At 58.2% G+C, this 19,252-nt stretch carries 19 protein-coding genes; 6 read left to right on the forward strand and 13 right to left on the reverse strand.

Going from position 1 to position 19,252, the window contains the following annotated elements; genetic code table 11:
* Positions 1–64 precede the first annotated feature (64 nt).
* Complete coding sequence (locus tag B9Z47_RS01560; protein WP_233253608.1) at positions 65–997, forward strand: DMT family transporter; 933 nt, start codon at positions 65–67, stop codon at positions 995–997.
* Between the two features lie 6 nt (positions 998–1,003).
* On the opposite strand, the gene B9Z47_RS01565 is transcribed toward B9Z47_RS01560, so the two are convergent.
* Together B9Z47_RS01565 and B9Z47_RS01570 are read right to left on the reverse strand one after the other, a co-directional pair.
* Entirely contained in the window at positions 1,004–1,762 is a 759-nt protein-coding gene (locus B9Z47_RS01565) for a TSUP family transporter (RefSeq protein ID WP_108329502.1), read from the reverse strand.
* Between the two features lie 335 nt (positions 1,763–2,097).
* Positions 2,098–3,807: a GMC family oxidoreductase gene (locus B9Z47_RS01570; protein WP_108329503.1), complete on the reverse strand. Its 1,710-nt coding sequence runs from the start codon at positions 3,805–3,807 to the stop codon at positions 2,098–2,100.
* A 169-nt stretch (positions 3,808–3,976) separates the two neighbouring features.
* On the opposite strand from B9Z47_RS01570, the gene B9Z47_RS01575 reads away from it, so the two are divergent.
* Together B9Z47_RS01575 and B9Z47_RS01580 are read left to right on the forward strand one after the other, a co-directional pair.
* Positions 3,977–5,359: a Fic family protein gene (locus tag B9Z47_RS01575; RefSeq protein WP_108330027.1), complete on the forward strand. Its 1,383-nt coding sequence runs from the start codon at positions 3,977–3,979 to the stop codon at positions 5,357–5,359.
* A 270-nt stretch (positions 5,360–5,629) separates the two neighbouring features.
* Positions 5,630–6,313: a Crp/Fnr family transcriptional regulator gene (locus B9Z47_RS01580; protein ID WP_158270167.1), complete on the forward strand. Its 684-nt coding sequence runs from the start codon at positions 5,630–5,632 to the stop codon at positions 6,311–6,313.
* A 130-nt stretch (positions 6,314–6,443) separates the two neighbouring features.
* Here B9Z47_RS01580 and B9Z47_RS01585 read toward each other — a convergent pair whose 3' ends face one another.
* From B9Z47_RS01585 to B9Z47_RS01615, 7 genes are all read right to left on the reverse strand, one after another.
* Positions 6,444–7,430, reverse strand: a complete 987-nt coding sequence (locus B9Z47_RS01585) for a tripartite tricarboxylate transporter substrate binding protein (protein WP_108329505.1) — start codon at positions 7,428–7,430, stop codon at positions 6,444–6,446.
* A 45-nt stretch (positions 7,431–7,475) separates the two neighbouring features.
* On the reverse strand, positions 7,476–8,390 hold the full coding sequence (locus B9Z47_RS01590) for an SDR family NAD(P)-dependent oxidoreductase (protein WP_108329506.1): 915 nt from the start codon (positions 8,388–8,390) through the stop codon (positions 7,476–7,478).
* 24 nt (positions 8,391–8,414) lie between these two features.
* On the reverse strand, positions 8,415–9,944 hold the full coding sequence (locus B9Z47_RS01595; protein WP_108329507.1) for an NAD(P)/FAD-dependent oxidoreductase: 1,530 nt from the start codon (positions 9,942–9,944) through the stop codon (positions 8,415–8,417).
* A 531-nt stretch (positions 9,945–10,475) separates the two neighbouring features.
* Positions 10,476–11,342 (reverse strand): phytanoyl-CoA dioxygenase family protein, encoded by an 867-nt coding sequence (locus B9Z47_RS01600; RefSeq protein WP_108285765.1) that lies wholly within the window; start codon positions 11,340–11,342, stop codon positions 10,476–10,478.
* Complete coding sequence (locus B9Z47_RS01605) at positions 11,339–12,157, reverse strand: phytanoyl-CoA dioxygenase family protein (RefSeq protein WP_108286160.1); 819 nt, start codon at positions 12,155–12,157, stop codon at positions 11,339–11,341. Before B9Z47_RS01605 ends, B9Z47_RS01600 begins: the two co-directional genes overlap by 4 nt.
* Positions 12,158–12,208: 51 nt before the next feature.
* Positions 12,209–12,895: a GntR family transcriptional regulator gene (locus B9Z47_RS01610; RefSeq protein WP_108329508.1), complete on the reverse strand. Its 687-nt coding sequence runs from the start codon at positions 12,893–12,895 to the stop codon at positions 12,209–12,211.
* 469 nt (positions 12,896–13,364) lie between these two features.
* Complete coding sequence (locus B9Z47_RS01615; protein WP_108329509.1) at positions 13,365–14,876, reverse strand: CoA-acylating methylmalonate-semialdehyde dehydrogenase; 1,512 nt, start codon at positions 14,874–14,876, stop codon at positions 13,365–13,367.
* 207 nt (positions 14,877–15,083) lie between these two features.
* On the opposite strand from B9Z47_RS01615, the gene B9Z47_RS01620 reads away from it, so the two are divergent.
* The gene (locus B9Z47_RS01620) at positions 15,084–16,022 is read left to right on the forward strand and encodes a LysR family transcriptional regulator (RefSeq protein WP_108329510.1); all 939 of its coding nucleotides are present in this window, start codon (positions 15,084–15,086) and stop codon (positions 16,020–16,022) included.
* Between the two features lie 10 nt (positions 16,023–16,032).
* On the opposite strand, the gene B9Z47_RS01625 is transcribed toward B9Z47_RS01620, so the two are convergent.
* On the reverse strand, positions 16,033–16,908 hold the full coding sequence (locus B9Z47_RS01625) for a patatin-like phospholipase family protein (RefSeq protein ID WP_108329511.1): 876 nt from the start codon (positions 16,906–16,908) through the stop codon (positions 16,033–16,035).
* Positions 16,909–17,037: 129 nt separating this feature from the next.
* Here B9Z47_RS01625 and B9Z47_RS01630 point away from each other — a divergent pair, with 129 nt between their 5' ends.
* Together B9Z47_RS01630 and B9Z47_RS01635 are read left to right on the forward strand one after the other, a co-directional pair.
* The gene (locus tag B9Z47_RS01630; RefSeq protein WP_369911703.1) at positions 17,038–17,217 is read left to right on the forward strand and encodes a hypothetical protein; all 180 of its coding nucleotides are present in this window, start codon (positions 17,038–17,040) and stop codon (positions 17,215–17,217) included.
* Positions 17,214–17,669 (forward strand): GNAT family N-acetyltransferase, encoded by a 456-nt coding sequence (locus B9Z47_RS01635; RefSeq protein ID WP_108329512.1) that lies wholly within the window; start codon positions 17,214–17,216, stop codon positions 17,667–17,669. Before B9Z47_RS01630 ends, B9Z47_RS01635 begins: the two co-directional genes overlap by 4 nt.
* Positions 17,670–17,758: 89 nt before the next feature.
* Here the strand turns inward: B9Z47_RS01635 and B9Z47_RS01640 are convergent, their stop codons facing one another.
* Genes B9Z47_RS01640 through B9Z47_RS01650 form a run of 3 tightly spaced genes read right to left on the reverse strand, consistent with a single transcriptional unit; the run spans position 17,759 to position 19,237 of the window.
* Positions 17,759–18,181: a DUF86 domain-containing protein gene (locus B9Z47_RS01640; RefSeq protein WP_108329513.1), complete on the reverse strand. Its 423-nt coding sequence runs from the start codon at positions 18,179–18,181 to the stop codon at positions 17,759–17,761.
* A complete protein-coding gene (locus tag B9Z47_RS01645) occupies positions 18,171–18,575 on the reverse strand; it encodes a nucleotidyltransferase domain-containing protein (RefSeq protein ID WP_108329514.1) in 405 nt (134 codons plus the stop codon). Before B9Z47_RS01645 ends, B9Z47_RS01640 begins: the two co-directional genes overlap by 11 nt.
* 23 nt (positions 18,576–18,598) lie before the next feature.
* Complete coding sequence (locus B9Z47_RS01650) at positions 18,599–19,237, reverse strand: MarC family protein (RefSeq protein WP_108329515.1); 639 nt, start codon at positions 19,235–19,237, stop codon at positions 18,599–18,601.
* Between the last annotated feature and the right edge of the window lie 15 nt (positions 19,238–19,252).

Raw genomic sequence — 19,252 nt, forward strand, 5'->3', positions numbered from 1 at the left:
AGCCGGATGTGGGGTTCGCCGCTTGCTGCGAGCGTGACATGTCCCGCTGGCCAGTGGCAGCACAATGGCCGTCATGCCTGACCGCGCTTCGCAGCATCCCCATGATCAACTCGCCTTGGCTGTGGCCTTGGTCTTGATCGTCATCTGGGGCGGTAATTTCACCCTGCAAAAGTACCTGTTCGATCGGATCACGCCCGGGGGCTTCTTGTGGGCGCGCTACCTGATCATGCCGGTGTGTGCCTTGCTGTTGATGCGCTGGCGCTTCGGTCGGTGGTTGCCCAGTTTGCCGCGCAAGGACTGGATGCAGATGGCCTGGTTGGGCTTTCTGGGCCATTCCATGCATGTGGGGCTGGTCACTTATGGCATCCACTGGTCGACCGCATTTTCCAGCTCGGTCATCCTCGCATCGGGCCCGATTTTGACCTTGCTGATCTTGCGCATTCAGGGTCTGGAGCGTTTGACCGGGGCACAAATGTCCGGCGTAGCGCTGGCGTTTGGCGGCATTTTGCTGTTTTTGTCCGACAAGCTGTTGGGCGGCAATTGGCGAGCGGGCGGGGGCGATCTGGTGTTGCTGGTCGCAGCCGCTTTCTTTTCTTATTACACCGTGGCGGTCAAGCCTGTGATGGAACAGCACGGACCCGTGCTGACCATGGGCTACGCCACTTTGCTGGGTGGCTTGCCCGTGATGCTGTTGTCGGTGCCTGCGGGTCTGGGGGCGAATTGGGCCGTGCTCGACTTCTGGGCGTGGGTGGGCTTGTTGGTGTCCATTGTGGTGTCGGCTTTTCTGGGGTGGCTGGCCTGGGGCTGGATCAACACGGTGCGCGGCGTGGCCCGTTCGGCCCCTTTGCTTTACTTGATGCCACCCATGGCGGGCTTGTTCGCCTGGGCCTTGTCTGGCGAACATTACAGCTGGATCAAGATCGCCGGGGCCGGTGTCACGCTGCTGGGTGTGGCGCTGGCGCAGTATGCCGGGCAAATCAAATGGCGCTTGCGTTGACCGCCTTCAGCGCAGCCAGGTGTCGTAACCGGTTTTGCAAATCAGGGCCAGCACCACGAGGATGAACACCTGACGGACAAATCCGGCGCCATGTTTCAGCGCCAGGCGGGTGCCGATCAGGCTGCCCACAATGTTGGACACCGCCATGGCCAGAGCCAGATGCCACCAGACATGGCCATGCATCGCAAACAGGACCAGCGCAGAAAAGTTGGTGGCCACATTGATGAGTTTGGCCGAGGCCGAGGCGTTCAAAAAGTCATAGCCCAACAACCGCACATAGGCAAAGACCAGAAAACTGCCGGTGCCCGGACCAAAAAAGCCATCGTAAAACCCGATCGTCAGGCCGATGCCCGCCGCTATCCAGGCTTCTTTGGCCCCCGTAAAACGCGGTGCATGGTGACGCCCCATGTCTTTTTTGGCCAGTGTGTACAGCAAAAGCGTCAGCATCAACACCGGCAGGGCCTTGCGAAATAGGCTGGGGTCGACCTGCGTGACCACCCAGGCACCGATGGGGGAGCCGACCAAACCAGCACCAGCAGCGGGCAGCAAGGAGCGCCACGGCATGGTCACTTTTCGGCTGTACTGCACGGTGGCAAAGGCCGTTCCCCAGATCGAGGCGCTTTTGTTGGTGCCAAACAAGGTGGCGGGCGGGGCTTGGGGGAAAGTGGCAAACAGGGCCGGAATCAGGATCAACCCGCCACCACCCACGATCGAGTCCACCAGCCCGGCCAGCAGCGAGGCCAGCGAAACAATCAGTAATTCCATGCGGGCGATTGTGGCACCGTACCGCAGCGAAGACTGTCGCCCATCCGCTGTGCACAAGGCAAAAAAAAGCGCCGCTTTCGCGACGCTTGGGAAGTCACATCTCGTTCGGATGTTGGTTCATGTTCGAATTTTTGGGGTTCGAGTTGTCTCCTCGGCCCTCGGGATGCAGATACTGCTTTGCATCGAGTGCATGAAATGTAAGTGAACAAGACCACGATTCTTCTCAGGGATTTCCCCATTTTGGGGAAATCCCTGCCCTGAAATCACCTTCAATTGGCAAAAATGATCCCATTTCGGTGCCATTCAACGCATTGCCCGGTTCATGCGGCCGGGTTTCAGGAAGCGTCTTCGGCGATCCACTGCGCCGCTTTCTCGGCAATCATGAGCGTCGGGCTGTTGGTGTTGCCGCTGGTGATGGTGGGCATCACGCCCGCATCCACCACGCGCAGGCCCGCCACGCCGCGCACCTGCAGCCGCCCGTTGACCACCGCCATCGGGTCGTCATCACGGCCCATGCGGGTGGTGCCCACGGGGTGGAAGATGGTGCTGGCGATGTCGCCGGCCAGCTTGGCCAGTTCTTCGTCGGTCTGGTATTGCACGCCGGGCTTGAACTCTTCGGGCGCAAAAGGCTTCATCGCGTCTTGCGCCATGATGCGGCGCGTCACACGCAGGCTGTCAGCGGCGACTTTGCGGTCTTCGTCGGTGGCCAGGTAGTTGGGTGCAATCGCGGGTGCGTCTTCAAAGCTGTTGGTTTTGATTTGCACGCTGCCTCGGCTGGTCGGGTTCAGGTTGCACACGCTGGCCGTGATGGCCGGGAAGCTGTGCAGCGGTTCACCAAACGCGTCCAGACTCAGCGGCTGGACGTGGTATTCCAGGTTGGCGTGCGGTTGCGACGGGTCGCTTTTGGTGAACGCACCGAGCTGGCTGGGCGCCATGCTCATGGGGCCGGTGCGCTTGAACGCGTATTGCAGCCCGATCATGGCCTTGCCCCACCAGTTGTTGGCCAGGGTGTTGAGGGTTTTGGCGTTGTTGACCTTGTAGACCGAGCGGATCTGCAAATGGTCTTGCAAGTTGGCCCCTACGCCGGCCAGGTCGCATTGGACGTCGATGCCTTTGTCTTTGAGCAAAGCAGCGGGGCCGATGCCCGACAGCTGCAGAATCTGCGCCGAGCCGATGCTGCCCGCGCTCAGGATCACCTCGCGGGTGGCGCGGGCCTCGACCATCTCCACCCCCGACCAGACCTGTGCGCCGGTGCAGCGCTGGCTGCCGTCGGGCTGGGTTTGCAGGATCAGTTTGGCCACTTGGGCCTTGTTCCATAACTCGAAGTTGGGGCGTGAATAGCAGGTGGGGCGCAAAAAGGCCTTGGCCGTGTTCCAGCGCCAGCCGTTGCGCTGGTTCACATCAAAGTAAGCCACGCCTTCGTTGTCGCCCCGGTTGAAGTCGTCGGTGGCCGGGATGCCCGCCTGCTGCGCAGCCTGCGAAAACGCGTCCAGCACGTCCCAGCGCAGGCGCTGTTTCTCGATGCGCCATTCGCCACCCGTGTTGCGCCCGCGCAGGGTGTGCAGGTAACTGCCCTTGGGCAAGTCGGTGGGGGCCAGTAGTTCTGACTTCGCACCCTTGGCCCCGTGGAATTCGTTGGCCCCGTTGTAGTGGTCTTCGTGCAGCTTGAAGTACGGCAGGGTCTGGTCCCAGCGCCACGCGTCATTGCCGGTGATCTGCGCCCATTGGTCGTAATCACGCGACTGGCCGCGCATGTAAATCATGCCGTTGATGCTGCTGCAACCGCCCAGCACCTTGCCGCGCGGGTAGCGCAGGCTGCGACCATTGAGCCCATCGGCCGGTTCGGTTTGGTACAGCCAGTCGGTGCGCGGGTTGCCAATGCAATACAAATAGCCCACCGGGATGTGAATCCAGTGGTAATCGTCTTTCTTGCCCGCCTCGATCAGCAGCACGCGCTTGCTGGCGTCAGCCGAAAGGCGGTTGGCGAGCAAGCAGCCGGCCGTGCCGCCGCCAATGATGATGTAGTCGAAGGTGTTGTCGTTCATGTTGTACCCGGTCTCCTGAGCAGGCGATTGTGCCTTTGCAATGAGCGACTTTCCTGAACGGACGCAACGTCCGTGATTTGGGCTGTGCTTTGCGACACTTCATATGTCGCATAAAATGGTTTGCGATACTTATTTGTCGCAAACCACCAGCCACTTCAAAGCCCATCGAATGCCACGCCTTACCCCCACCCAAGAGCTGGACAGCTTGCTCGAACTCATCGTCACCGCCGCCGATGGCGTGGGCATTGACACCATCGCGCAGCAATGGGGTACCCCGATCCACCGCCGCACCCTGCAGCGGCGTTTGGCCTTGCTGGTGGCGCAGCAACGTATCGAGATGCTGGGTGATCGCCGCACGGCGCGCTACCGCCGTACGTCATCGGCCGCCATTCGCGCACAAGAGCCAGAGGCCGATTGGCGCATCGCTCCGCCACCTGACGACCTGCCCGTGTCAGCGGCTGGGGCCGAGGTCCGCGCCTACGTCACACAGCCGCGCCACCTGCGCAACCCAGTGGCTTACCGGCAGTCGTTCTTGGCGCAATACCAGCCCAACCACACCGCCTACCTGCCACCGGACTTGCGCGAGCAGCTCCACGCCATGGGCCGCTCGCCCGCCGCGCAAACCCCTGCGGGCACCTTCGCCCGGGACATGCTCAACCGCTTGCTGATCGACTTGTCTTGGGCCTCGTCGCAACTGGAGGGCAACACCTACAGCCGCCTGGACACCGAGCGGCTGATCGCGTTTGGCCAAGCCGCCGAAGGCAAGGACGCGCTGGAAACGCAGATGATCCTGAACCACAAACAGGCCATCGAATACCTGGTGCTCAGCCCCGACAACGCCCGTGTGCAGACCGACACCGTGATCGCGCTGCACGCTTTTTTGTCGGACGGCCTGATGGCCGACCCCACCGCCGTGGGCCGCGTGCGCCGCCGCCCGGTGGAGATCGGCGGCAGCGTCTACCTGCCCCTGGCTTTGCCCCAGCGGTTGGAAGAGTTGCTGGGCATCGTGGTGCAGATGGCGGCCGAAATTGCCGACCCGTTCGAGCAGGCCTTCTTTTTAATGGTGCACCTGCCCTACCTGCAGCCGTTTGAAGACGTGAACAAACGCGTGTCGCGGCTGGCCGCCAACATCCCATTCATCCGCCACAACCTCTGCCCGCTGTCCTTCATCGACGTGCCACAGCAAGCCTATGTGAACGCCATGCTGGGCGTGTACGAACTCAATCGCGTGGAACTGCTGCGCGACGTGTTTGTTTGGGCTTATGAACGCTCATGCCAACAGTACGTGGCCATTCAACAAACCCTGGTGCCTCCCGACACCTTTAGGTTGCGCCACCGGCAGGCCCTGGCCGAAGTGGTCGCGGCCATCGTGCGCCAAGGCGAAGCCGCCACCGATCAGGCGGTGAAAAGCAAGACGCCCGACTCGGTACCGCCGGACGAACACGCGCATTTCACCGTGCTGGTGCTGGCTGAATTTGCGTCGCTGCATGCGGGCAATGCGGTGCGGTTTGGGATTCGGCCACTGGAGTATTCGGCTTGGGTGGGGCGGTGAACAGGCGCTCGCTGCGCTGCAGCGGTCATTCAACTTCGAGGGGCCCGTTTCGGCCAATAGCAGTCAGCAGCATGGTCGCCTTGAAAATACGAAAATGATGGATTGATAAGTGAGTCAATACGTGTTCGTGTCTCTGCATTGCCATCTGCATGTCAAATAATTTGATCTAATGACCGAGACCCTGATATCTCTTGCTTGTGCATGTTGATGCGCCTTCAATCATTCACAAAAATCATCTTGATGCAGGGATGGATTCAAGGACATACAAAGATGGCTTCTCAAAATCTCCCAGCAATTGCCCCAGATGAATACGACCTTTCACGTGAACTGACTCAACAACTTTTGGCTAAAGCTCGATTGAAACGATTTGCCAGGGGCGAAAGTCTTTTTCACCAAGGCTCAGCGCCCGACGCGGTCTATTTTGTGAAGTCAGGTGCTGTGCAGCTGAGCAATTCGTCATCAGCTGGCAGAGAGGCAGTTTTGGGTATCGCTGAGGCTGGCATGTGGTTTGGTGAATTGACTCTGATCATTCAAAAAGAGCGCGTACACGACGCCAAAGCGCTGGTCCCGACGGAATTGATGGTGGTATCTAAAACGCACTTCTTTGATGTGGTCAAGGACAACAAAGAATTTTTGCGCGAACTACTGCACTTGGTGTGCCGTCGCTACAAATGGGCCATCGAAAGGATCGAAGCCACCATTCTTCGGCCTGTACCGGTTCGTTTGGCTGACCGTTTACTGGCAGAACTTGACATGGCTCAACACACATCCGCAAGCCATCCGATCGAGCTCAATTTGTCACAAGAACAGCTCGGCCGCATGTTGGGGGCCTCTAGGCAGACAGTCAACCGCTTGCTCAAGCAGTGGGAGTCGGAAAAAATCCTCACCTTGACCTACGGTCGCATCCAATTGCACAGTCTGTCGGCATTGCGCCAGATCGTGGCAGAGTCTTGAGGCGCAAGCACCGGGTTGCGGAAGTACAAAACCAAACCAGGTGCTTTCGCCCTCTCAAAACGAGTTTGAGCCATGATCTGCCACTTTTCATACAGCGATGCAGTGGTGAATCGCTGCATGATTGCATTCATCACTGCGTGATACGGATATTGGCAGCTTTTGTGATGTCTGCGTAAATGGCTGCGTCGGTCTTGATCACCTGTGCAAACTCTTCAGGCGTACCACCACCAGGCGCCACTCCCATGGCTTTCAGGCGTGCCTGCACGTCAGGCATTTGCAGGACGGCATTCACGTCTTTGCTGATCTTCTGTGCAATGGTGCTGGGCGTGCCGGCTGGCAAAAACAGTCCGTGCCAGCCCATGGGCTCAAATGATTTGTAACCCAGCTCCGTGAAAGTGGGGACATTCGACAACTCCGGGGGACGTTGGGTGCCCGCAACAGCCAGAGGCCGCAAGTTTTTCATGTGCGGCAGTGCCGAAGGAATATCGATGAATGCGCTGGGCAGCTGATTGCCAATCAGGTTGGTGATCATCGGAGCCGAACCCTGGAAAGCTACATGCGTCAAATCCAGCCCGGTTTGTTGCTTGAACAGTTCGCCATTCAAATGCGCTGCGCTGCCGATGCCGTAACTGCCATAGCTGCCTTGCGCAGTCTGGGAACGGGCCAGATCGATGAACTCCTTGAGCGTCTTGGCAGGCGAGCTGGCTGGGACGACGAAGAGGTTGTTGGTCTTCAAGGTCACAGTAACAGGCTGCAGGTCTTTCAATGGATCGTAGGGCAGCTTCTCCATCATGGATGGCTGCTGAATCAGCACCGTGTTGTGATACAGCAAGGTGTAGCCATCGGCCGCCGTTCTGACCACTTGCTGTGTGCCGATGATGCCTGACGCACCGGGTTTGTTGTCCACCACCACGGGCTGGCCCCAAGCCTGTTGCAGCTTGTCTGCGATCATCCGAGCCACGGCGTCTGAACCACCGCCAGCGGGGTAAGGCAACACGATTTTGACGGGCTTGTTGGGATAAGTTGATTGCGCGAATGTTGAGCCGGATGCGCAAAATCCCGCGATAACGAGTGCAAGTGTTGCGAAATGTACAGAGCGGCGAGAAAAGCGAATCATGGTTATGTCTCCTTGGTTGAGTATGTTGGAACAGGTCAGGGAAATTCAGGTTTTGGCTTGCGCCGCCAGCATGCGGTCACGTCGATCTTTCATCGCAGGAAACAGCTCGTACGGGAACTCTGGTGTGACTTGATTCAGAATGTTGTCCGAGCGAAGCTTGAACAAAGCCAGGCCTTCGGGACTCGGGAAGATGTAAAAGCATCCCTGCTCAATGGCCTTGAAAGTAATCTCGGCCACTTCTGTCGCAGTGATGTTTCCCTGCGCCACGGCTTGCTGCGCGGCCGCTAAGGAAGCCATTTGCGCCTTGGTGGGTGGTTTTTCGTTCAGAAGATGCGCAGGTCTGTTGCGATCGGAATTGCCAATCGCAGTAGGGACATAGGAAGGACAGAGCACAGCTGCCCTGACTTGAGGGGACACTAGCTGCAAGTCATAGTGCAGGCACTCCGACAGTGCAACGACCGCATGCTTGGAGACACTGTAGATGCCCATGCCCGGGCCTGCCAGGATGCCCGCCAAAGAGGCGGTATTGACCACGCAGCCCTCGTAGGCTTTGTCTGAGGCTGCTGCTGCCAGCATTTTGGGTGTGAAGCTGCGCACCCCATTGACCACGCCTTTGAGGTTGATGCCCAGCAGCCAATCCCAGTCTTTTTCTGTGCTTTCCCAAACCGGGCCAGACGATGTCACCCCTGCGTTGTTGAAGACCACATGGATGGCACCGTAATGGGCTTCTATTTGCTCGGCAACGGTTTGCATCGCTGCAGCATCCGAGACATCGGCGGTGATGCCCAACGCTACGGCGCCCATCTGGTGCAATTCATCCACAGATTGGGCCAAGGCATCGCCTTGGATGTCGAGCAAAGCCAATTTCATGCCGCGCTTGGCGGCGGCCATGGCCAGTGCTTTGCCAATGCCCGAGCCACCGCCCGTGATGACGGCCACTTTTCCGGTGAAGTTTTTCATGGTTGATTTCCAGGGTGTGATTGATCAAGCGTGCTGTGCGTGTTGGGCTGCAGCCGTGTAGACAAAAATCTCATCTGAGAAGTCCACGTTCGGCAGGACTTCGCTTTCATACAGGTAGTCCTGGCTGTGCTGCCATTCCGGTTTGCTGCCGCGTTTGGGCATGCGGTCAACGCCGCGCAAGACATAACCAGCGTTCATGTCCTGCAGATCGGTCCACGGCAGCAATTGCATGTCGGTGTCTTCTGCACGGATGGCCGGTTGGACACTGGCCAAATTTCGCTCTTGCATGTGTTGCAACAACTTGCAGACAAATTGGGCAATGAGTTCGGCGCGCAAGGTCCAGCTGTAGCGCCCATAGCCGTAAACCCACGCCATGTTGGGAACACCGGTGAACATGATCCCTCGGTAGCTGACCGTCTCTGCAAAGTTGACAGATTGGCCATCCACCGAAAACGGAATTTCTCCCATCACGGACAACTCAAAACCCGTGGCGGTGACGACGACATCGCAATCGACGCGCTCACCACTTTTCAGCTGGATGCCCTTGTCATCGAAATGCTCGATATGGTCGGTGACCACCGAAGCCTGGCCTGAGCTGAAGGCTTTGAACAAGTCACCGTCAGGCACAAAAGCCACCCTTTGCTGAAATGGTCTGTAGGGCGGGGTGAAATGTTTATCGACATCAAACCCTTCAGGCAGGCAAGCCTTGACACCTGCGATCAGGTGTTTCTTCATCACATCGGGATGGCTTTTGGCTTTCTCAATGATGTCGGCACGCTCCCGAACGACTTTGCGGCGCATGATTTCGTGAATCCACGTTTCATCAATGCCCAGGCTGCGCAACTCTTCGGCCAGTGCATCGCTGTTGCGACCCGTTGCAAAGTAAGTCGGCGTTCTTTGGAGCATGGTGACATGCGCGCATTGCCCGGCCATGGCGGGGATCAGTGTGGCCGCTGTCGCGCCAGAGCCAATGACGGTGACGCGTTTGCCCGTGAGATCCAAGTCCTCTGGCCAGTTCTGCGGGTGAATCACCTGGCCCTTGAACCGGTCCATCCCCGGCCATGCGGGCGTATAGCCATGGCTGTGGCGATAGTAGCCTTGGCACATCCAGAGAAAATTCGTCTGGATGTTTATCCGCCTCTGGCCTTCAGCGGTCTCGACCTCCAAAGACCAAGTGTTCGATGTGCTTGACCAATTGGCAGAACGAACGCGGTGCTTGTAACGGATGTGGGGTGCCAGATTGGCGTCCGCGATCACGGAGCCCAAGTAATCCAGAATCTGCTGCCGGGTCGCAATCGGATTGCCGATCCACGGTTTGAACCCATAACCGAATGTGAAGAGGTCACTGTCTGACCGGGTGCCTGGGTAGTTGTGGATGTGCCAGGTGCCACCGAATGTTTCCAGTGACTCCAAAATCAGAAATTGCTTCTCGGGAAACGCTTGGCGTAACGCATGAGCACTGCATATGCCTGAAATACCGGCACCAACAATAACTACATCGTATTGCTCTGCGTCCTTGTCTGAATTTTTCTTATTTGGGGTGTTTTCAATCATGCTGCGAACCTTGCTGAAGTACAGCTTTTGCTGTGACTTCAGTTTGGTGGCAAGGGCATGGGTAAGACTGTCGTGTTTGAGCAGTCTGAGGAATTCCAGTTTTTTAGTTGGATCTCATAGATCAATCGAATCGATCGGATGTGCCGATAACAGGCCTCACTGCAATTTTCGCGTGACCAATCGCTTTCAATGAAATGACAACGCTGAAAAAATAGCTGAAGGACTGCTTTGGGTCGAGAGGGTGAGTTCACCGGTTCGAGCAGCGGACTTTCACCCACGATTTTTCAGTGCGGTCTGCTAACTAGCTAGGTAGGACGACTGCAGTTCCTTCGAAACCGGTCGTTGGTGTCACAGCATTGCAGGGTGAATCAGTGACGGCTTTTACCAGGCACCATGAATCAAGCCCTTGAGTTCGTTAGGTCGCTATCGCTGCAATTATGCCGTTATGGCACCTAGAGTTGATGGCCGTAATGGGTCGGGTGCTTCAATCATTGCTGGAAGTGGCTCCACCGATGTACTTATCGAAAAGCCCTAGTTCTTCCCGGCCGTCTGCAAAGCGTATATTCCTGAATATCCCGCCGAGAAATCCGGCGGTAATTCAATGATTCCAGTTTCCACGCGTGCATGAGTAGCCGGCTCGCCCCTGACCATCTGGTTGCGATGGATGCTGTCTACAACGGGTGCGGTATAGGCGAATGAGTCAGCAGCGGCGTACTGAATGATGTAGGTCGTGCGCAAGGTGTCCGAGCGATTTTGACTGGAGCCGTGCACTGCGAGGCCGTGATGTGCCACCACATCTCCCACATCCAGCTCATTGTCGACTACGTTCTCAAAGTCTTCCCGCGTCATCGTGTGGTTGCAATTGAGTTTATAGATGCCGTTTTCCCAATGACTGCGCGGCCCCAACTTGTGGCTGCCGGGGATCGTCTGAAGGCAGCCATTGATGGCGCGGGAGGGATTCAAAGGTACGCTCAGAGCGACAAGATTGGTGTTGGTGTGAGGAAACACCGGCCAGTCCTGATGCCAGCCAATCTCTGCACCTCCATGAGGCAGTTTGAAATTGATCTTCGAGTGGTAAAACTTGACCGCTCCACCAAGCAGGTCTGCGGCGATGTCACCCAGGATCGAATCGAAAGCGGCTTCAACATACACCGAATCTAGTTCGGTTGGGCTGGAGATACGCCTGATACGTGGCGCAAGGGCGGTATGCGCAGGCTCTAGGTCGTAATGTTTTGACTTTTGCTGGAGTGATCGGCCCTCATCGTACAGTCGCTCAGTGGTCGCGATCAGCCTCGCAAGCAATTTGGGATCAAGTACCTGACGGAGATTGAGATAACCCGTATCGCGGTAGTCCCCGATCTGCTCAAGGGAAAGGATGCGTTGATGGCGGGTATTCATCTGGCTTCCTGCGTCGAGCTTGTAAGCGGGAAAATATGGTCGCTTCCCTTGATGAGTGGTTTTGTATTGGTTGACCGTACGTAGTCAGGACGTGGGTTGGGAACGTCGTTGCACCGGTTTGATACCGGGTTGTAGACCACATAAATCGCCCAACGATTGTGCTGGGACAAGTTATGCCCCGAGGCGTGCAGAATATTGCAGTCAAAGAACACCACGGTGCCGGGCTTGCCAGTGATCGCCACCGGTGCGGGGCTGCGAGCCATGATTTCTAGCAGCTTGTCCTTCGGCGTCACATAAAACTTGTAGCCCGTAGCGTCGTTGAATTCTGGCTCTAGATTGCCCTCTTTGTGGCTGCCCGGAATGAAGTACAAGCACCCGTTCATTTCTGTTGGCTCGTCCAGCATGACCAACGCTGTAGTTGGACGTGCCTCAGGCATGCCATCTCGCTTCCAAGTTCCGTAGTCCTGGTGCCACGCCCACACCGAACCGTCAATGGCGGTCTTCAAATTGCATTTGGTGTGATGGATGTAGAGCTCCTGCTCGGAAAGCAGATCCTGTGCGGGCTCGAGCATACGTGAAGTACGCGAGACGGCATGAAACACCGGTGAACCTGTAGGGCCGTCTTGCTCGTGGACCTGATAGATAGTTTTGGCAATATTGCTTCCCTTTTCCCGCACCAAGTGATCGGTGTCGATCACTTGAATTCGCTCAAGCTCGGCCCTCATGGCCGCTACTTCAGGGGCAGAAAAAAGGCCATCAAGGGTGAGAAATCCATCACGGCGGTAGGTTTCGATCTGCAGATGGGTGAGGCGCACTGGCAAACTCCTTAAACAGGAGTTCATGGTATGTGACTGGTATGCCAGATGTCAAGTGCGGGTAATCAGGGTCCTGTGGGCGAAACCGAAAAGATCATCAATCAACCGATCACTTGCCTCGGCAGCCTTGTCAGATTTGCCGGAGGCCATCGCACGTGCAAGGGCCACGTGCAGACGCAGTGTCGCGTTGACTTGATCATGGTGATGGTAGAACCAGAAACGCCGTGAGGCCGAGTGCAGAGCGGACACGGCCGCAGCAGCCACAATGTTCCGAGCGCTGTGTGCTGACTGCCTGTTCATTTCATTGTCCCATTTCAGGAATGCTACAAGGTCATCAGACTTCACAGCAGTCTCCATGTTCTGAGCAATGGCGGCCATGGTCTCGCGCTCTGCCAGAGTGGCACGCGTAGCTGCAGATCGAGCAATAAGGCGGTCGAGTTCGCGCCGTGTCTCTAGGATTTGGAGTTGATGACCCACGTCGATGGCGGTGACCACCACACCGCGACGGGGCAAGATCTGAACAAGATGTTCGCGCGCCAGACGCTGCAAGGCTTCACGGATCGGCGTATGCCCAATGCCGATGCGTTCGCTGAGCATGGCCTCAGACACCACGCTGCCCGGCGCGAGTTCAAGAGTCACGATCATCTCTTCAATGAGGCGATAAGCTTCCTCGTTGAGTGAGGGCGGCACCTGGCTAGGAGTAGGCGATTTCGAGAGTACGCGAGGTCGACTGGTCATAATCAATATGGTGCCACAAGAAAATCCCCGACACTACAACTCACGAGGCATTTAGGATGGTGGCACGACCGCTTTGAGTCAGTATTAGCCATCTCGCCAATATAAAAGGATCGTCATCACCTCGAAGCGATCCAGAGCTTTGCAACTGTCAGCTGATCAGATTAAACCGGTCAGCGGACGAAGCAGTGACTACTGAGTTCGAGTGCCTGCTTCTGAGTTGAAGCCAAGAAGTTACTGTCGGATACGACCGACCGCTATCGCTGTATCTGAGTCAGGGGCTGGTTCACCGTGAAGACCGCTTTGGGTCGAAACGAGTCCTTCAAGCAAGTCGCCATAGCAACAGCTCGGCATGCGCGTTCGCTTTCGTGAGCGCTGAACACTTCTCTAGATCCGACCCGCTACGCAAGAAGCCAAAGAAAAGGCCTCGCCACGCCGAAGCGCAACGAGGCCCACTTGCAAGATGTGATGATTACTTGGCAGTAGGCATCACAAACTCAGCCCCCTTGCCAATGCTCTCAGGCCAGCGCTGCATGATGGACTTTTGCTTGGTGTAGAACCGCACGCCTTCTTCGCCATAGGCGTGCATGTCGCCAAACAGCGAGCGCTTCCAGCCGCCAAAGCCGTGCCAGGCCATGGGCACCGGGATGGGCACGTTGATGCCGACCATGCCCACCTGAATGCGGCGGCTGAATTCGCGGGCCACGTTGCCGTCGCGGGTGAAGCAGCTCACGCCGTTGCCGAATTCGTGGTCGTTGATGATTTGCACCGCAGTCGCAAAGTCGGGCACGCGCACGCAGCTTAAGACCGGGCCAAAGATTTCTTCTTTGTAGATCTTCATGTCGGTGGTCACGTTGTCAAACAGCGTGCCGCCCAGCCAAAAACCTTGCTCGCAACCGGCACCGGCCTTTGCACCGTCAAATTCGCGGCCATCGACCAAGAGCTTCGCGCCTTCGGCCACGCCCGCGTTGATGTAGCCCTTGATGCGCTGACGCGCCGCGTCGGTCACGATGGGGCCCATTTCGGCGGCCAGGTTTTCGCCGTTCAGCACTTGCAGCGCCTTGGTGCGCTCGATCAGCTTGGGCAAGATCTTGTCGGCCACATCACCCACCAACACCGCCACGCTGATCGCCATGCAACGCTCGCCAGCCGAGCCGTAGCCAGCGCCGATCAGCGCGTCCACGGTCTGGTCGATGTCGGCGTCGGGCATGACCACCAAGTGGTTCTTCGCGCCGCCCAAGGCTTGCACGCGCTTGCCGTGGTGAGCGCCGGTTTCGTAGATGTAGTTGGCAATCGGTGTGGAGCCCACAAAGCTGATGGCTTTCACGTCGGGGTGCTCCAGCAGCGCGTCCACGGCTTCTTTGTCGCCCTGCAACACGTTGAACACGCCGTCCGGCAAGCCCGCTTTTTTCAGCAACTCGGCCATGAACAACGAAGGCGTCGGGTCGGTCGGGCTGGGTTTCAAGATGAAGGTGTTGCCCGCCGCAATCGCCACCGGGAACATCCACATGGGCACCATGACGGGGAAGTTGAAGGGCGTGATGCCCGCGACCACGCCCAGAGGTTGGCGCAGCGTCCAGTTGTCGATGCCGGTGGACACTTGGTCGGTGAAGTCGCCCTTGAGCAGCTGCGGGATGCCGGTGGCAAATTCCACGATGTCGATGCCGCGCGAAACCTCGCCTTGCGCGTCGGTGAACACCTTGCCGTGTTCGGCGGTGATCATGTGGGCCAATTCGTCCTTGTGGGTGTTCAGCAGTTCGAGAAACTTGAACATCACGCGGGCGCGGCGCAGTGGGGGTGTGTCGGCCCAGGCAGGGAAAGCGGCTTGCGCAGCGGCCACGGCTTTGGCGACTTCGGCACTGTTGGCCAAGGCCACATTGCCGGTCACGGCACCGGTGGCGGGGTTGGTCACAGGCTGGCTGCGGCCCGAAGCGCCTGCGGCGACTTGGCCGCCAATGAAATGACCGATGTTGGAAGTGCTCATGGGGGACTCCTTGTGGCTTGCGCCGGTTGCTCGTGGATTTGTCTTTTGTAGGAGCCCACCCTGTGGGCGATTCTTTGATCGACTACTCATCTGGGAATCGCCCACAGGGTGGGCTCCTACATTGCGCATTGCAGTGTAGGCACCCCCGCCATGCCCCACAAGCCTTTAAAGCTGAATTGATTGTTCAAAATAATGAACAATACTCGGATGGAAGAGCAAAAAATCAACACCCTCTGGACCCACCTGCACTGGCTGAGCGTGCTGGCGCAGCAGGGCAGCTACACGGCGGCTGCCGCCCGCTTGGGCGTGAGCAAGGCCGCTATGAGCCAGCGCATTGCCGAGCTGGAGCGTGCGGCCAAAGTGACCTTGGTGCAGCGCACTACCCGCAGCCTGCGCCTGACCGAGGCGGGCCAGCGGCTGGTGGACGAGACCCGTGCCTCGTTCGAGCAAATCGAGCAAAGCTTCGCCCAAGTGCGCGATTTGGCCGAACAGCCCAGTGGCTTGTTGCGGGTGACGGCCCCGGTGGCCTTTGCGCGCCAGCAACTCGTGCCCTTGTTGGCCGATTTCCTCAAAGACTATCCCGACGTGCGGATCGAGCTGGACCTGTCCGACCGCCTGAGCACCTTGGCCACCGAAGGCTATGACCTGGCGATTCGCCACACCGCCCGCCCGCCCGACACCCATGTGGCCTGGGCGCTGTGCGACACCGAATCGGTGCTGGTGGCGACCCGCGCTTATTTGCGCAAACACGGAGAGCCGCAGACCCCTGCCGAGCTGCAGGGGCACAACTGCCTGCACTACCCCCGCTCGCAAGACACCCCGGCCTGGACGTTTGAGCCACGCCAGCCGTCCATCGCTGGCGAGCGCATCACCGTGCCCGTGAGTGGCAACTTCGCCGCCAACAACAGCGAGGCCCTGCGCGAAGCCGCATTGGCGGGCGCAGGCATCGCCCTCATGCCCGACTTCAGCGCCCAGACCGAGTTGCGCAAGGGTCATTTGGTGCGTGTGCTGCCCGATTGGAAACCCGTAGGCGCGTTTGCCGAAACCATTTACGCCATCCGCCCGTATGCGCCACATGTGCCCCGGGCCGTAACGGCGCTGGTGGCGCGTTTGAGGCAGGGACTGGGCAGCGGGTTTGGGGGGTGAGCGCAGCGCGTCAACCGTCGAGATGGATCAGGCCATCAGCCAGCACCCGTTGGGCATCTTCTTGCCCGAGTGCGAAAGCATCTTCCACCGTGGTGCCTCGCCGGCAGTCCCATGTGGACACGGGCACTTTGTGGCTGGGTTGCCAGTAGATGCGCCCGTGTGCCTGAAACAGTGTCGGTTTGCCAGGGTAGTGGCGCGTCAGCAAGACCAGGGTGGATGCTTTTTCTGACGTTGTCTGAGCCGGGATCGGCGCGTTGTCGGTGTAGCCGCCGTCAAAAGCCCATTCACCTTGCAGATGGACACCGGACATGAAGGGCGGTGCTGCGGCTGCGGCTCTCAGCGTGGTTTGGGCTTCTTGGGCGGTGGTGCAGTCTTGCAACGCGAAGAACGCCTGTTTCAAACCCAGAAACCGGGGCAGGGCCGGGTGGATGTTGTGAAACAGTTGTTTGTCCACCAGATAGGCCAAAGTGCCTGCGGCCACGCTGCCTGCCAGACCCAGCGCGCGGGCCGGTCGCGTCACAGCCACCAGCAAGCGGCTGGGGGCGGATTGAATGGCTTTGAAATGACCTTCATTGACGAAATGAGCCAGCCAGGCGGGGTAAACCGTTTGATGGGCAAAGTTCAATTGCAGGCGTGTCAGGCCGCGCCAGTCAAACAGTTGGGCGTTGGCGGCATACAGACGCTGGCAGGCCTGCAGCGCCGTGCTGGTGCTGCCCGCCAAAAACGATGCGGCAATTGCAGCCCCTGCGCTGGTGCCAACCAGTGAGGCGGGCAAGCGTGCACCGTACGCCTGCAACTGCGTCAGCAGACCGGCCTGCCACCAGCAACGGTTGCCGCCACCTGCAAAAGCCAGGGTCTGGACTTGTGAAAAATTCAGGGCTTGCATGGGCTTTTATTGAATAAATAAGTATTCTATGGGCCTGTCATTCAAGAGGCACGCCCATGAAATTTTGGCTCAAAGACAACCGCAGTTTCATCCTGTTCCTGTGCTGTTTTGGCGGCTTTTCGCTTGGCCGTGGCCGACTGGAACCCAATCCCGTCGGGCTCCATGCGTCCGACGTTGTTGGAGGGCGATGTGGTGGTGGCCGAGCTGGGCGAGCCGCAGCGCGGGGACTTTTGCTTCGCCCAAAGACGGCGTGCGCTGGATCAATTGCTTGGTCCAACTTTAAAAGATTTCATACAAGGGCAAACATGAAAAGCACCGTGACAAGACAAGCTACGTTGGCAGATTTGGATGCCTTGGTTGAGTTGATGGACGGATATCGACAGTTTTACGGGCAAACCAGTGATCCAGTGGCAGCCAGGCGGTTTTTGCTTGACCGGTTTAACCACGGAGAGTCGGTTATTTTTCTGGCTTCTCAAGACGGCATACCTGTGGGTTTTACCCAGCTATATCCCTCATTTTCCTCAGTGTCCTTAGCGCGAATATTTGTGTTGAATGACTTGTATGTGAATGAACAAGGACGCAGAAATGGCGTGGGTCGCGCTTTGATTTCAGCAGCCATCGAGTTCGCGAAAACCGTGGGTGCTGTGCGTTTGACGCTGTCAACCGCAGTCACTAACCTTTCCGCCCAGTCTTTGTACAGCGACATGGGTTGGGTTAAGGAAGATGATTTCTACTTTTATCGTTGGGCAACGACGGCATGATGCACCGCTTGTACATGCTGCCGGTGGCACCTGTGCACAAACTGATCGTGCCGTCGGTGATGCGGGCGTTGGGATAGCAGCGTCTGTGGTCAGCCCGGATGGTGGTCTTTCAGCAGCATCTGACGTGAAAAGACCAGAAACTCGTCCAGATGCAACTGGATGATGTTGACCGTGATGGGCAATTGCAGGGTCTGGTATTCGTGGACGGCAATGTTTCGGAAGCCCACCATGTGTTTCATGGACTCCGCCAGTTCGGGGTCGAGCCAGTTTGCGTTGGCCAGCAGCGCAAAGACATCGCGTGAGCTTTGCGGCAGGCCCAGACTTTCCCGACGGATGATGTGATGGCCCATGTCGAGCGCCGCTTCGCATGCACGCTGGATGTTCAAAATGGCCGCGTCTTGACGTGTTAAGTTGGTGGCAAAGGTTTCGGGATCGGCATTGAACTCATCGCGAGCTCGGGCGACGCAGCGTTCAATGGTGGCGGCTTTGTTCAGCAAAACGTCATCGGCCATACACGCTTCCTCTTTGCGTCACATCGCCGATCAACCCGGATCGGGCTTCGTTGAGCGCCATTTTTTCGCTGAGCATGGCCGCTTCAAACAAGCCAGCCCGGACATCCTTGCGCCACCAGGCGGTGCCCAGGGTCAGAATTTGGTATTGCATGACGGTGGACGCTGCACGAATGTCCAGCAAATCCACCGGGCATCCTGCGATGTCGGCCAGTGGGCCGGACAGGCCAAAAAGCGTCACAGGGTCCCCATAGCCTTCGAGCAAAACAGCCAGATCGAGGTCGCTGTCAGAGCGCGCAGATTGCCCTTGATTCTGTATGCGACTGCCAAAAGCATAGACCGCCAGCAGACCGGGCAGGCGTTGCTGGAGCAGGGTGATTAAGGCGTCTTTGTGCATGTTTGGATTGTGCCTTGAAGGGCTCAAACCCCCCGCGCCAACACCGGAAACAACTTGTGCAGCCCGTCGGCCATCACCTCGACCGCCAGGGCCGCCAGGATCAAGCCCATCAGGCGGGTCATGACGTTGATGCCGGTTTTGCCCAGGATGCGGGCAATCGGGGTGGCCAGTGAAAAGCACAGCGCCGTGGCCAGGGCAATGACCACACCGTAGCCAACCAAGGTGCCCAGTTGGGCGAAATTCTTGGCTTTTTCGGCATAGATCACCACGGTGGACATGGTGGCCGGCCCGGTCAGCAGCGGGATGGTCAGGGGCACCACGGCGATGCTGGCGCCTACGGCCGCTTTGGCTTCGGCGTCGTGCACTTCGTCGGCGTTGGCGCGGGCTTCGGCGGGTTGCGCATTCAGCATCGACAGGGCCGATGTGAGCAGCAGCATGCCGCCACCGACCTGAAAGCTGGCCAGTGAGATGCCAAAAAATTCCAGAATTTGCAGGCCCAGCAGGGCGCTGGCGGCGATCACGATGAAGGCGGAGGTCGATGACACCCAAATGGTGCGCTGGCGCTGTGCGCGGCTGAAGCCTTGGGTGTAGTGGATGAAAAACGGGACGATGGCCAAAGGGTTGACGATGGCCAGCAGGGTGATGAGCGGTTTGAAGTCCATCGGCGCATTGTGCCC

Source organism: Limnohabitans sp. 2KL-1, assembly GCF_003063435.1.
Lineage (GTDB): Bacteria > Pseudomonadota > Gammaproteobacteria > Burkholderiales > Burkholderiaceae_C > Limnohabitans_A.